This is a genomic window from Vibrio rhodolitus, assembly GCF_003350325.1.
Lineage (GTDB): Bacteria > Pseudomonadota > Gammaproteobacteria > Enterobacterales > Vibrionaceae > Vibrio > Vibrio rhodolitus.
In genome coordinates, this window is sequence record NZ_QLYZ01000008.1 from 15,917 (window position 1) to 29,053 (window position 13,137).

The 13,137-nt window shown below is 46.6% G+C and carries 13 protein-coding genes; 5 read left to right on the top strand and 8 right to left on the bottom strand.

Annotated elements, in window-relative coordinates; genetic code table 11:
- The 3 genes from secB to epmA all read right to left on the bottom strand — a co-directional run bounded on the left by secB (position 1) and on the right by epmA (position 2,173).
- Positions 1–471 (bottom strand): protein-export chaperone SecB, encoded by a 471-nt coding sequence (gene secB / locus DPF93_RS09525; RefSeq protein ID WP_114765964.1) that lies wholly within the window; start codon positions 469–471, stop codon positions 1–3.
- Between the two features lie 147 nt (positions 472–618).
- The gene (locus DPF93_RS09530) at positions 619–1,053 is read right to left on the bottom strand and encodes a rhodanese-like domain-containing protein (RefSeq protein ID WP_114765965.1); all 435 of its coding nucleotides are present in this window, start codon (positions 1,051–1,053) and stop codon (positions 619–621) included.
- Positions 1,054–1,207: 154 nt separating this feature from the next.
- Positions 1,208–2,173: an elongation factor P--(R)-beta-lysine ligase gene (gene epmA, locus DPF93_RS09535; RefSeq protein ID WP_114765966.1), complete on the bottom strand. Its 966-nt coding sequence runs from the start codon at positions 2,171–2,173 to the stop codon at positions 1,208–1,210.
- Positions 2,174–2,639: 466 nt separating this feature from the next.
- Between epmA and frdA the strand changes: the two genes are divergently transcribed.
- Genes frdA through frdD form a run of 4 tightly spaced genes read left to right on the top strand, consistent with a single transcriptional unit; the run spans position 2,640 to position 5,994 of the window.
- Positions 2,640–4,463: a fumarate reductase (quinol) flavoprotein subunit gene (gene frdA, locus DPF93_RS09540; protein WP_114765967.1), complete on the top strand. Its 1,824-nt coding sequence runs from the start codon at positions 2,640–2,642 to the stop codon at positions 4,461–4,463.
- Entirely contained in the window at positions 4,463–5,221 is a 759-nt protein-coding gene (locus tag DPF93_RS09545; RefSeq protein WP_075651685.1) for a succinate dehydrogenase/fumarate reductase iron-sulfur subunit, read from the top strand. The genes frdA and DPF93_RS09545 overlap by 1 nt, the downstream gene beginning before the upstream one ends.
- A gap of 1 nt (position 5,222) precedes the next feature.
- Positions 5,223–5,606, top strand: coding sequence for a fumarate reductase subunit FrdC (frdC, locus tag DPF93_RS09550; protein ID WP_114765968.1), 384 nt, complete (start codon positions 5,223–5,225; stop codon positions 5,604–5,606).
- A gap of 10 nt (positions 5,607–5,616) precedes the next feature.
- Positions 5,617–5,994, top strand: coding sequence for a fumarate reductase subunit FrdD (frdD, locus tag DPF93_RS09555; RefSeq protein ID WP_114765969.1), 378 nt, complete (start codon positions 5,617–5,619; stop codon positions 5,992–5,994).
- A gap of 90 nt (positions 5,995–6,084) precedes the next feature.
- On the opposite strand, the gene DPF93_RS09560 is transcribed toward frdD, so the two are convergent.
- From DPF93_RS09560 to hslV, 3 genes are all read right to left on the bottom strand, one after another.
- Positions 6,085–7,695, bottom strand: coding sequence for a BCCT family transporter (locus DPF93_RS09560; RefSeq protein ID WP_114765970.1), 1,611 nt, complete (start codon positions 7,693–7,695; stop codon positions 6,085–6,087).
- 337 nt (positions 7,696–8,032) lie between these two features.
- On the bottom strand, positions 8,033–9,367 hold the full coding sequence (hslU, locus tag DPF93_RS09565) for an HslU--HslV peptidase ATPase subunit (RefSeq protein ID WP_114765971.1): 1,335 nt from the start codon (positions 9,365–9,367) through the stop codon (positions 8,033–8,035).
- A 41-nt stretch (positions 9,368–9,408) separates the two neighbouring features.
- Positions 9,409–9,951, bottom strand: a complete 543-nt coding sequence (gene hslV, locus DPF93_RS09570; protein WP_075651675.1) for an ATP-dependent protease subunit HslV — start codon at positions 9,949–9,951, stop codon at positions 9,409–9,411.
- 171 nt (positions 9,952–10,122) lie between these two features.
- Between hslV and galE the strand changes: the two genes are divergently transcribed.
- A complete protein-coding gene (gene galE / locus DPF93_RS09575; RefSeq protein WP_114765972.1) occupies positions 10,123–11,139 on the top strand; it encodes a UDP-glucose 4-epimerase GalE in 1,017 nt (338 codons plus the stop codon).
- A 103-nt stretch (positions 11,140–11,242) separates the two neighbouring features.
- Here galE and DPF93_RS09580 read toward each other — a convergent pair whose 3' ends face one another.
- Both DPF93_RS09580 and cytR read right to left on the bottom strand, forming a co-directional pair.
- Complete coding sequence (locus DPF93_RS09580; protein WP_114765973.1) at positions 11,243–11,779, bottom strand: SPOR domain-containing protein; 537 nt, start codon at positions 11,777–11,779, stop codon at positions 11,243–11,245.
- A gap of 179 nt (positions 11,780–11,958) precedes the next feature.
- The gene (gene cytR, locus DPF93_RS09585) at positions 11,959–13,023 is read right to left on the bottom strand and encodes a DNA-binding transcriptional regulator CytR (RefSeq protein WP_279628064.1); all 1,065 of its coding nucleotides are present in this window, start codon (positions 13,021–13,023) and stop codon (positions 11,959–11,961) included.
- Positions 13,024–13,137: the final 114 nt, after the last annotated feature.

The following is a 13,137-nucleotide window of genomic DNA, read 5'->3' on the forward strand; positions in this document are numbered from 1 at the left end:
TTAAGCTTCAGCTTGACCTTCGCCTTGTTGAGCTTGCTGTTGTAGGTAGTTCATAAACAGCGCATCAAAGTTAACTGGAGCAAGGTTAAGTTGCGGGAATGTACCCTTCATCACTAGGCTTGAAATTGTTTCACGCGCGTATGGGAATAGGATGTTTGGACAGAAAGCACCTAGGCAGTGTGCTAGTTGACCTGCTTCCATATTCTCAGCTGTGAAAATACCACCTTGTTGCACTTCACATAGGAATGCCGTCTCTTCAGCGTTTTTCACTGTCGTCGTTAGGCGTAGCACAACTTCGTATACACCCGCACCTAGCTCACGACTTTGCGTGTCTAGATCCAGTTTCACTTCTGGGTTCCACTCTTTTTGGAACATTTCTGGTGAGTTTGGCGCTTCAAAAGAAACATCTTTTAGGAAGATGCGTTGAATTACAAAGTTTTGCGCGTCTTGTTGCGGTGCTGCTTCAGCCATGTTCGAATCCTTTATTCCTTAATTTCAAATACTGCTTGAGACTAACCAAGAGATGCGTTTTGCTCTATTTGAGCACGTAAATTCGTGCCACAATTCACATCTCTTTTAGTCAAACGCCGATTTATTGTTCAGCGCTGTGGGCAATCGTTACTTCTTACCACGTACAAGTGGTAGGTTCGCTTCGCTCCAAGAGACCAAACCATTCTTCAGAACAAACACTTGTTCAAAACCAGCTTTCGCTAGTAGGTTCGCGCTCTCTTGTGCGGTTTGACCCGTTTTGCATACCACAATAATTGGGTCAGCTTTGTGATTTTCAAGGCTACCGAAGTTACCTGCCTTGATATCTGACGGCAAAATGTGAACTGCTTCAGTAATATGACCTTTTTTAAACTCGTCTTTCGAGCGAATGTCGACTACGACACCATTTTCACGGTTAATCTTTGTTGTCGTATCACTAGCAGTGATCTCTTTGTAAGCCGCTGTCGATGTTTTAACGATATTCATGATAAGCGCGACCAAAAGGCCAACCCATACCAATGACATAATCATATTGTCTTGGAAAAACGCGATGTACTCTTGCATATCCTGTGCTCTTGTATAAATAAGAGGGGTAAATCGGTCACCCCAGTTTCAAAATCAGATTGGGAGTATAGCGGGCTTGGCATCTCTAGGCGAGCCTAGAACTGCAAGAATCGGAGATCCTGACCACGCTTTCTCGCAATATTAAGTTAAAGTTTTAGGCAATTGGAAACGGGAACGCAGTCACTTGATCAATATGATCGCAACCCAGTGCCAGCATAATCAAACGATCAACCCCAAGCGCCACCCCAGCACACTCCGGTAAACCGGATTTCAGCGCCTCAATTAAATGGTAATCAATCGGCTGTGTCGGTAAGCCCATCTCAATACGTTTGGCGTTGTCTTGCTCAAAACGCGCCAGTTGCTCGGCAGGGTTATCCAGCTCATGGAAACCATTAGCTAGCTCAATCCCTTTGAAATAGACCTCAAAGCGATCTGCTACGCGCGAGTCTGCTTGGTTAATCTTGGCTAATGCCGCTTGGCTAGCTGGGAAGTCATACACAAAGGCAGGCACTTGTTGACCAATTTTTGCCTCAACACCAATACTAAACAGCAGTTGCAGTAAGGTGTCTCGGTCTTCCTCTGGCTCAGCAATATCACTTAAGCCTAGCTTAGCCGCCACTTGCTTTAACTCCTGCATTGAGCCTTCTAGTGGACACACACCAAGCACATTAATAAACGCTTGTTGGTAAGTCATACGCTCGGCTTGCCCTACTTTAAGTACCAGTTGCAGCAGAGCATCCATCTCATCCATAAGCTTGTGGTGATCAAACCCAACGCGGTACCACTCGAGCATCGTGAACTCAGGGTTGTGATAACGACCATTTTCTTCATTACGAAATGCTTTATTGATTTGGTAGATACAACCACTGCCTGCCGCTAACAGACGCTTCATGTGAAACTCTGGGCTGGTCATTAAAAACAGTTTACTGCCATCGGCATAACCTGGGCCAATAAAGTCGGTTTGAAAAGTATGCAGGTGAATATCGGTCACCGTGGCGTGACTCATCGCCGGGGTATCGACCTCAAGTACATTGCGCTCGGCAAAAAAGTGACGAATTTGGCTGAGCACTTCAGCCCTTTGTTTAAGCAGTTCTATCGATGCGGTTGGTTGCCAGCTCATCTTGCTACCTTGTTTATCAAACCAATCAATGGGCGGGGAAGATAGCATACCAATCAAGATAAGTATTTAACCATTCTTGTGGATTGAAAGCCGATACCGATGCAAGCGACAAGCCCTAACAAAGCTGTGCGCTAAACCATGTGCTAACCGACTGATAAAAGGAATTATCAGTGATTCAAACTTGTCTTTACAGCCATGTAACAGATGGCGTTTACGTAACCTGACGTTGCGAATAACGCGCCGTGATTAGCCTCACATATCCTATAAATTGTATGCCTACAAGTTCATTACCGGAGTAAAAACCGGATCAAATCAATTTTTACCCCTAGCCCCTCTTTTACACTGTTTGTAACACTTTTGAGTCGTGTGTAGCACGTTCTTCCTAGGCTAGAAAGTAACCGATAGCACTGACTCTATTACTATAACAAAGCGGCTATATGCTGCACTTACACACTGGAGGATAACTGTGCAAACTATCATCACAGATATCGCAGTCATCGGCGCAGGCGGCGCTGGTCTTCGTACTGCTATTGCAGCAGCTGAAGCAAACCCGGATTTAGAAATCGCTCTGATCTCTAAAGTTTATCCAATGCGTTCTCACACAGTCGCGGCAGAGGGTGGCTCAGCGGCAGTTATCAAGGATGAAGATAGCTTAGACAATCACTTTAACGACACCGTTGGTGGTGGTGACTGGCTATGTGAACAGGATGTGGTTGAATACTTCGTTGAGAATGCGACTCGCGAGATGATCCAAATGGAACAATGGGGTTGTCCTTGGAGTCGTAAAGAAAATGGCGAAGTCAACGTACGCCGCTTTGGCGGTATGAAAGTCGAACGTACTTGGTTCGCAGCCGATAAAACCGGCTTCCACATGCTGCATACCCTATTCCAGACTTCAATGAAGTACCAAAACATCAAACGTTTTGACGAATACTTCGTGGTTGACCTATTGGTTGACGAAGGTGAAGTGCAAGGTCTTATCGCTATCCATATGGCGGAAGGCGAACTGGTTACCATCAAAGCTAAGTCTGTGGTACTGGCAACCGGTGGTGCAGGTCGCGTTTACCACTGTAACACCAACGGCGGTATCGTAACGGGTGATGGTATGGCAATGGCTTACCGCCACGGCGTACCACTGCGTGATATGGAATTCGTGCAATACCACCCAACCGGTCTACCTGGCACCGGTATCTTGATGACCGAAGGCTGTCGTGGTGAAGGCGGTATCATCGTTAACAAGAATGGCTACCGTTACTTGCAAGACTACGGCATGGGACCAGAAACCCCTGTTGGCGAGCCGAAGAACAAATACATGGAACTGGGTCCGCGTGACAAAGTTTCTCAAGCATTCTGGCATGAGCAGCAAAAAGGCAACACCATCAAACACCCACTGGGTGATGTTGTGCACCTTGATCTTCGCCACCTAGGTGAAGAGTATCTGCAAGAGCGTCTACCATTTATCTGTGAACTTGCCAAAGCTTACGTCAACGTAGACCCAGCAAAAGAGCCGATTCCAATTCGTCCTACCGTTCACTACACCATGGGTGGTATTGAAACCAACGGTCAATGTGAAACGCGCATCAAAGGTCTATTTGCCGTTGGTGAATGTGCTTCTGTTGGCTTGCATGGCGCGAACCGTCTAGGCTCAAACTCACTGGCTGAGTTTGTGGTATTTGGTCGCGTAGCCGGTGAACACGCGGTACAACGCGCAGCAGAATTCAAAGGCTGGAATGACGAATCAATCGCAGCACAAGTGGAAGCAGTTGAAGCTCGCATTGAAGCGTTGATGAACCAAGAAGGCGATGAAAACTGGGCAGATATCCGCACGGAAATGGGTCACACCATGGAAGCGGGTTGTGGTATCTACCGCCAAGAAGATTTGATGCAAGCGACGATCGAAAAGATCACTGAGCTGAAAGCACGCTACAAGAAGATCAGCATTAAAGATAAAGGCAAAGTGTTCAACACTGACCTGCTTTACGCTATCGAAGTGGGCTACGGCTTGGAAGTGGCTGAAGCTATGGTTCACTCAGCAATCTTACGTAAAGAGTCTCGCGGTGCGCACCAACGTCTCGATGACGGCTGCACTGAGCGTGATGACGTAAACTTCCTTAAGCATACTCTGGCTTTCTACCAAACGGATGCAGCGCCAGCTATCGACTACAGCGATGTCACTATCACTAAGTCACAGCCAAAAGCACGTCTATACGGCGAAGCAGCTGAGAAAGCAGCGGCTGAAGAAAAAGCAGCAGAGAAAGCGGCAGCGAAAAGCGCAGAGGAGCAAGCATAATGTCAGCACATCGTATTCAAAAAGTAGACATCCTGCGTTATGACCCAGAGAAAGACGCAGAGCCGCATTTCCAAACCTTTGAAGTGCCGTTTGATGAAACTATGTCGGTGCTTGATGCACTTGGCTACGTGAAAGATAACCTGGATAAAGATCTGGCTTACCGCTGGTCTTGCCGCATGGCGATCTGTGGTTCTTGCGGCATCATGGTTAATGGTGTGCCAAAACTTGCGTGTAAGAGCTTCCTACGTGACTACATCGATGGCGTGAAGATTGAGCCTTTAGCAAACTTCCCAATCGAGAAAGATTTGATCGTAGATATGACGCCATTTATCGAGCGCCTTGAAGCGATTAAACCTTACATCATTGGCAACGATCGCAAACCTGAAGATGGCACCAACCTGCAAACGCCTGAACAGATGGCGAAATACAAACAGTTCGCTGGCTGTATCAACTGTGGTCTGTGTTACGCAGCGTGTCCGCAATTCGGTCTGAACCCTGAGTTTATTGGTCCTGCTGCTCTAACTCTTGCACACCGCTACAACCTAGATAGCCGTGATAATGGTAAAGCTGAGCGTATGGCACTGATCAACGGTAAAAACGGCGCTTGGGGCTGTACTTTCGTTGGTTACTGTTCTGAAGTATGTCCGAAAAACGTCGATCCAGCAGGCGCGGTTAACCAAGGCAAAGTCGAGTCTTCAATGGATTTCGTGATTGCGATGCTTAAGCCTGACGGCAAACCAGTGAAAGAGGAAGCTTAGTATGAGTAACCGTAAACCTTATGTACGTGAGATGAAACGTACTTGGTGGCAAAGTAGCCCTTTCTACCGCTTCTACATGCTGCGTGAAGCAACAATACTGCCTCTGATCCTATTTACGCTATTCCTCACTGTGGGTTTAGGCGCGTTAGTCAAAGGTCCAGAGGCTTGGCAAGGTTGGTTAGAGTTTATGGCAAACCCTTTAGTCGTAGCGATCAACATCGTTGCACTAGCAGGTAGCCTACTGCATGCACAAACTTTCTTTAGCATGATGCCACAAGTAATGCCAATTCGTATCAAAGGCAAACCAGTAGAGAAAAAGCTCATCGTACTTGCTCAATGGGCAGCGGTAGCGTTTATCTCTTTGGTTGTTCTGATCGTTGTATAAGGAGCAATGTATGAAACCGAATTATAAAGTTGACCGTTCTCCTGCTCGTTCAGATGAGCCAATTTGGTGGAGCCTATTTGGTGCTGGCGGTACTTGGTTTGCGATGATCACGCCAATTACTGTGTTGGTACTGGGTATCTTAGCTCCGCTAGGCATCATTGATGCTGACGCGCTAAGCTATGAACGCGTAGCTAAGTTTGCGACTAGCTGGATTGGTGCGCTGTTTATTATCGGCACCCTATCGCTACCAATGTGGCATGCAATGCACCGCTTGCACCACGGCATGCACGATCTGAAAATCCACGCTGGCGTAGTAGGCAAAGTATTGTGTTACGCATTTGCAGGTCTAATTTCAGCGCTATCAGTGATCTTTATCTTTATGATCTAAGCTCCTCGCTGAAACACTGCAATAAAAAATCCCCCATTAATTTAACAGATTAACTGGGGGATTTTTGTATCTATTCAATCACAGAATTAACTAAATCAGACCTTGCTCTTTCGCCATTTGCTGCGCGATTTTTGGCGCATTCCACAATGAAGGCAGAATAATAAAAGAGGTCGGTACAGCCGTGATAACAATAAAGGATTGCAGCGCGGAGATGCCGCCATCGCCCATTGAAATCAACACAATCGCGACTGTTCCCATCACCAAACCCCAAAATGCACGAATTAACGCATTCGGCTGGCTGTTACCTGTCATAACTACGCTGATGGTGTAAGTCATCGAGTCACCGGTAGTGACAATGAAGGTGGTGGTTAAGACTAAAAACAGAATCGAAATCAGCATTGGGAACGGCAATTGCTCGGTGATGGCAAGCAGCGCCCCCGGCAAATTAAAGCCTTCAAAACCTGCTTGAATACTGCCTGGGTTAGCCAACTCAAACGCTAATCCGCTACCACCAACAATACTGAACCAGAAACAGGTGATCAGTGGCGCAGCAATACTGATCGCCAGAATCAATTGACGAATGGTGCGCCCACGAGAAATGCGGGCAATAAAAATTGCCATCATCGGCGCGTAACCAATAAACCAGCCCCAGAAAAATACCGTCCACCAGCTTAGCCAGCCAGTATCACCACGATAAAGCGCCATCGGGACAAAGTTATCGACCATGCGCCCTACCCCTTGAATGTAGCCATCAATGATAAAGCTGGTTGGTCCTGCCAGCAGAATAAATACCACCAAAGCTAGCGAAAGGATAATGTTGTAACGGCTAACAAGCTGAATACCTCGGCTTAAACCGCTTAGCGCCGACAGGGTATAGCAAGCCATCGCAAGCACAACCACCAGCGTTTGGGTTTCAAACTGATCCGGCAAACCGAACAGCGCATTGAGCGCGTAACTGATCTGTAAGCCCAAAAAGCCAATCGGACCAATTGTGCCGGCAGCAACCGCAATGATGCTCAACGCATCAATGGTATCGCCAAGCCAGCCATGAATCGCACGCTGACCAAAGATTGGGTAAAGCAAAGTGCGCGGCTTAAGTGGCAAGCCTTTATCGTAGTGCAGGTGCATCAACACAATCGAAGATAAACAACCAAGGATTGCCCAAGCTAAGAAGCCCCAATGTAGGAATGACTGCGATAGCGCATTGATTGCCATATCTCGCGTGCTGATCGAGCTATCATTGGCACTATAAAACGGCGGCGCCGAAACAAAGTGGGCAATGGGTTCTGCCGCAGCCCAAAATACCCCACCACCTGCAAGCAGCGTGCACAGTACGATCGATAGCCATTTCGAGGTTTCAAGTTCAGGTTTGGCTAAACCGCCTAAGCGCACGTAGCCAGTTTGACCAAGTGCGATAAACAGACCAATCACAAAATTAGCGAATAACAGAATTTGCCAGTAGCCACCAAACCATTGAGTCGCGTAGCTAAAGCCAGTATTAACCAATGAGGTTAAAAGCTCGGTATCAAGTAGAGCCAGCAATACAAATAGAGAAAGAAAAGTGCCGCTTAACCAGAGCACAGGGTTGGACAGCTCCAGTTGGGAGCGGATAGAAGGTTTACTGTTTGTAGTAAACGATGAAGATGAATAATCAGCTTCAGAAACGCAGGAAAGTCCTGCCGCCAAAGTGCCTTTAGACATTAGTGTCTCGCTTTTTTTGACCCGCGTTAACGGGTTAGGCGTATTTCCCTCACAACTCATCCAGAGCGTGAGAATGATCACAAAGGCGATGTATCATACAGACACTTTTTACAAATTGCACACCGACAACCAGCACAAGTCACTAACTAAGCTATTAAATTATCTATAATTTGCCACATAACCCCTTAATATGCGGTCAATTTCTCTGAGTTAAAAATTTGTATAAAAAATATCTTAGCGGCGATGGAATCGGCGTGATTTTAGGTGGTTGTTATGGTTCTAAATGCACAAAAAAGCCCCGCCATATGGCAGGGCTAGCAAACTTCGATTCGGGGAATTAAAGAATAAAGCGGCTTAGATCTTCATCTTCAACAAACTCACCTAAACGATCTTTCACGTAAGCTGCATCGATAACCAGCTTGCTGCCTGATTTATCGGTTGCTTCAAATGAAATCTCATCCATCAAGCGCTCCATCACGGTATGTAGACGGCGTGCACCGATGTTTTCTGTGGTTTCATTTACCGTCCATGCCGCTTCAGCGATTTGTACGATGCCATCTTCAGTAAACTCAATGTCCACTTCTTCAGTTTTCATCAGCGCAATGTACTGCTCAGTTAATGATGCTTTAGGCTCAGTCAGAATGCGTTTGAAGTCATGGCTAGAAAGCGCTTCTAGTTCAACACGAATTGGTAGACGACCTTGCAATTCAGGGATCAAATCCGATGGCTTCGCCACTTGGAACGCACCAGAGGTGATAAACAGAATATGGTCGGTTTTTACCATGCCGTGCTTAGTTGAAACCGTGCTGCCTTCAATCAATGGCAGCAAGTCACGCTGTACACCTTCACGTGATACGTCAGGACCTGAGCTCTCACCACGTTTACAAATCTTATCGATCTCATCGATAAACACGATACCGTTGTTTTCAACGTTGTAGATCGCCTGCTCTTTTAGCTCTTCTTGATTCACAAGCTTAGCCGCTTCTTCTTCAACTAACGCTTTAAGTGCATCTTTGATCTTTAACTTACGCTTTTTCTTAGTATCGCCAGCAAGGTTTGAGAACATGCTTTGTAGCTGATTGGTCATCTCTTCCATACCAGGAGGCGCCATGATCTCTACGCCCATTTGTGGCGCAGCGACATCAATCTCAATCTCTTTCTCGTCTAGTTGACCTTCACGCAGTTTCTTACGGAAGATTTGACGAGTATTCGAGCTGCCTTCTTCTTGCTGCTGGTTTTGACCCCAAGCATCACGCGCTGGCGGCAGCAATGCATCAAGAATGCGCTCTTCCGCTTGCTCTTCGGCGCGGAATTTTACTTTTTCCATCGCTTGCTGATGCGTCATCTTAATGGAAACATCGGTTAGGTCGCGGATAATGGTTTCCACTTCCTTACCAACGTACCCCACCTCAGTAAACTTAGTCGCTTCCACTTTGATAAATGGTGCATTCGCCAATTTTGCAAGACGACGAGCGATTTCAGTTTTACCCACACCCGTTGGACCAATCATCAGAATGTTCTTTGGCGTCACTTCCGCACGCAAGCTCTCTTCAAGCTGCATACGACGCCAGCGGTTACGCAGCGCAATCGCTACTGAACGTTTAGCTTTATCTTGACCAATGATATGGCGATTCAATTCATGAACAATTTCACGTGGAGTCATTTCAGACATAATCAAATTCCTTTAAATTCCTGCGAACACTATCTTTGGTTTTATTCAGCTTTGTCTGCTGGAATTTCTAGTTCTTCAATAGTGTGATGATGGTTGGTGAATACACAGATATCACCAGCAATGGTTAGCGCCTTCTCCGCGATTTCGCGCGCGTCTAACTCAGTATTTTCTAGTAGTGCCGTTGCCGCCGCTTGAGCAAAGTTACCGCCTGAACCGATCGCGATTAGATCGTGCTCTGGCTGCACCACATCACCGTTACCAGTAATAATCAGTGACGCAGTTTCATCTGCTACGGCAAGTAGTGCTTCAAGCTTACGCAACGCGCGATCGCTACGCCAATCTTTAGCGAGCTCCACAGCCGCTTTAGTCAAATGACCTTGGTGCATTTGCAGCTTGCTTTCAAAGCGCTCAAACAGAGTAAATGCGTCTGCTGTACCACCCGCAAAGCCCGCCAGTACCTTGCCGTTATACAAACGACGCACTTTGCGCGCGTTACCTTTCATGACGGTATTGCCTAGTGATACTTGTCCGTCACCCGCGATGACAACTTTGTTATTTCGACGTACAGATACGATGGTAGTCACGAGTAGGGCCTCTTATTTTTAAAATTTGCTATTAATGTATATGCGGATAAGCGTTGAGAAATTCAAGGGAGTGAATAATTCGCTTCACGCCACTAAGCATAAAAATTGGGCTTAAGTGATGAAAGATGTACAATTATTATCATAAATTGATAATTCAAACTGGCTAAACATATGAATGTTCTCGTAACTGGCGGCACTGGCTATATTGGTAGTCATACCTGCATTCAATTAATCGAAGCAGGCCTAACACCCATCATCATTGATAATTTGTACAACAGTAAACAATCGGTTCTGAGTCGAATCGAACAAGTTTCTGGTACTAGACCTTTGTTTATTCAAGCTGATGTACGCGACAAAGACGCCCTAAAAAAAGTCATGCTAGAACATCAGATTGAAGCCGTGATTCACTTCGCGGGTTTAAAAGCGGTCGGAGAATCGGTTGAGAAACCACTTGAGTATTACGATAACAACGTTAATGGCACGCTTGTCTTAATTGACGCGATGCGTGAGTCGGGCGTTAAGCGACTGATCTTTAGTTCATCTGCGACGGTATATGGCGACCCTGCCAGCGTACCGATTACCGAGGATTTTCCAACCAGTGCAACCAACCCATATGGACGTAGCAAACTGATCGTCGAAGAGTGTTTAACCGACTTTCAACACGCGAATCCTGATTGGAGTATCACGCTGCTGCGCTACTTTAACCCGGTTGGCTCACACCCATCAGGCATGCTAGGAGAAGATCCACAGGGTATTCCTAATAACTTAATGCCGTTTGTGGCTCAAGTAGCGGTAGGTCGTCGCGAATTTGTGTCTGTATTTGGTAATGACTACCCAACCAAAGATGGTACGGGCGTGCGCGACTATATTCATGTGATGGACTTAGCAGACGGACATCTTGCCGCCCTAAAACATGTGGGACCGAAAGCGGGCTTACATATATACAATTTAGGCACCGGCAATGGTTATAGCGTACTAGATATGATTCAGGCGTTTGAGAAAGCTTGTGGTAAGCCTATCCCTCACCAGTTTGCGCCAAGACGCAGTGGCGATATCGCTGAATGCTGGGCAGACCCTAGCAAGGCACAGCAGGACTTACATTGGCAAGCCACGCGAAATTTAGAAGAAATGACAGCGGATGGCTGGCGCTGGCAATCGGCAAACCCACAAGGTTATCCAGACACGTAAGCTTGGACAATAAAATCCATTCGATACAAAAAAGGCGTATCTCTAACTCGAAAAGGTACGCCTCTTTTATTTCCATTGCCGTAATCAATCGCGAATGACTGGTTTATTGCGACTCTTTCCAAATCGCACACGGCTCGATTTTCGCACGCTGTAGTTTGTGCTTATCTCGCTCTGCATCACGCTTAAGTTTGTATGGACCAAGTACGACGCGATACCAAGAGCTGCCATCTTTCTTACGCACTTCACTGCTAATGCCTTGAAAGGCAATATCCAGCTTACGCGCTTCGGCTTGTTGCGCATTTTTGTAGGCGCCGCACTGCATAATGTAAGGGATCGCCGAAACGACTTGCTCTTTCGCTTTCACCTCAACCTCTCGGTTTGGTAGGCTATCAACGTAGTCCCACTTTTCTTCAGGTGGCGGCGGAATCACTTTTTCCGGCTTACTTTGTGGCTTAGGTTTGGTTTGTACAACCGCTGCTGGCGGCTCAGGATCTTGACTCAATGTATATAACCCAAAGCCAAAACCACCAAGTACCACCAACGCAACAATTCCGCTGACCCAAGGCTTGCGCTTAGGTGCGGTTTTCTTTTTCGCTGGGCGCTTGCTAGCACCACGTTTCACGTAATCTCTACTTGCCACAGTTGTACTATAAATCAGTTAGTTCTAGCGCCATCTTAATCTAGAACCAAGCTTGAGAATAGAGTCGCTGCTGATTCCTGACCAAATGAAGTGGAAAATTTGACACAAGTTGGCAAAAAATAATCGACGCTCTAAAGCGTCGACTACCTATAAAATTAAGCCATTCCGATTAAGGGAAGTTAAATCACTCGAGGTGGCGCCGCGCTTTTACGTACCACAAGGTTAGTTTCAAGTAATCGCGAACCCGTACGAACATCATGCCCGCGCAGAATTTCCAACATCATCAACATCGCTTGGCGACCAATTTCATAACGAGGCTGTGAAATAGTGGTTAACGGTGGATCGCAGTATTGAGCAAATTGAATATCATCAAAGCCCACCACAGATAAATCTTGCGGCACACGCAAGCCAAGGCGTTTGGCTTCTTGAATCGCCCCAATCGCCATCGCATCGTTATGACAGAAAATAGCCGTTGGCGGCTCTGGCAATGTCAGCAATTGACGCACGGCTTTCGCGCCATCTTCAAAGCTAAAATTACCATGAATGGTGTACGAAGGATTCATGCTAATGCCAGCTCGGCGCAAAGCCTGCAGATAACCTTGTTGGCGGAACTGACAAAGCGCAGCATCCTGTGGACCGGAAATCTGTGCGATGCGTTTGTGCCCTAACTGCGTCAGGTAATTCACCACTTCAAACGCTGAAGTTAGGTTATCAATATGAACTGTCGGCAGTTCTAGTTCAGGGGCAAATTCACACGCCATCACCATCGGCGGCAAGTTTTTTTGCTCGGGTTTACTGACATCAAAAGGGAGATCGGTGCCTAGCAATAACATGCCATCAGCTTGCTTGGTAAAGACCAAGTTAACAAAAGAGTTCTCGCGTTTTTTCTGCTGCGCGCTATCACCCAGTAAAACAATATAGCCGTGCTCCATCGCTGCATCCTCAATACCGCGAATGATCTCGGTATAATAGGGATCGCAAATGTCAGGAACGATCGCGATGATAGTTTTAGACTCATTACGACGCAGATTGCGTGCTAACGAGTTAGGTGAATATCCAGCTTCTAACACAGCGTCCTCTACGCGCTTACGCGTTGCAGAAGAAACTTTCTCGGGATTCATCAGCGCCCTTGAAACTGTCGCTGTTGAAACACCTGCGAGCTGGGCAACATCCTTCATTGTCGCCATAAATGTAACCCTCTTAAATTTTTCCCTTGTTGGTAGCCAAAGCCACCCAAGCCTAATGAATCTTGATGAGCTAGCTGCCCACTCTTAATTGTGTCAGTTCACAATCAATCCCCGCACCAACAAGCTTGGTTTGGCTATTCACTGTGATGCGTAATGCTTTATGTACTAGTG

Coding starts and splice junctions, on each gene's coding strand:
- secB (WP_114765964.1), bottom strand. CDS start 471: ATGGCTGAAGCAGCACCGCAACAAGACGCGCAAAACTTTGTAATTCAA.
- DPF93_RS09530 (WP_114765965.1), bottom strand. CDS start 1,053: ATGCAAGAGTACATCGCGTTTTTCCAAGACAATATGATTATGTCATTG.
- epmA (WP_114765966.1), bottom strand. CDS start 2,173: ATGAGCTGGCAACCAACCGCATCGATAGAACTGCTTAAACAAAGGGCT.
- DPF93_RS09545 (WP_075651685.1), top strand. CDS start 4,463: ATGTCAGCACATCGTATTCAAAAAGTAGACATCCTGCGTTATGACCCA.
- frdC (WP_114765968.1), top strand. CDS start 5,223: ATGAGTAACCGTAAACCTTATGTACGTGAGATGAAACGTACTTGGTGG.
- frdD (WP_114765969.1), top strand. CDS start 5,617: ATGAAACCGAATTATAAAGTTGACCGTTCTCCTGCTCGTTCAGATGAG.
- DPF93_RS09560 (WP_114765970.1), bottom strand. CDS start 7,695: ATGTCTAAAGGCACTTTGGCGGCAGGACTTTCCTGCGTTTCTGAAGCT.
- hslU (WP_114765971.1), bottom strand. CDS start 9,367: ATGTCTGAAATGACTCCACGTGAAATTGTTCATGAATTGAATCGCCAT.
- galE (WP_114765972.1), top strand. CDS start 10,123: ATGAATGTTCTCGTAACTGGCGGCACTGGCTATATTGGTAGTCATACC.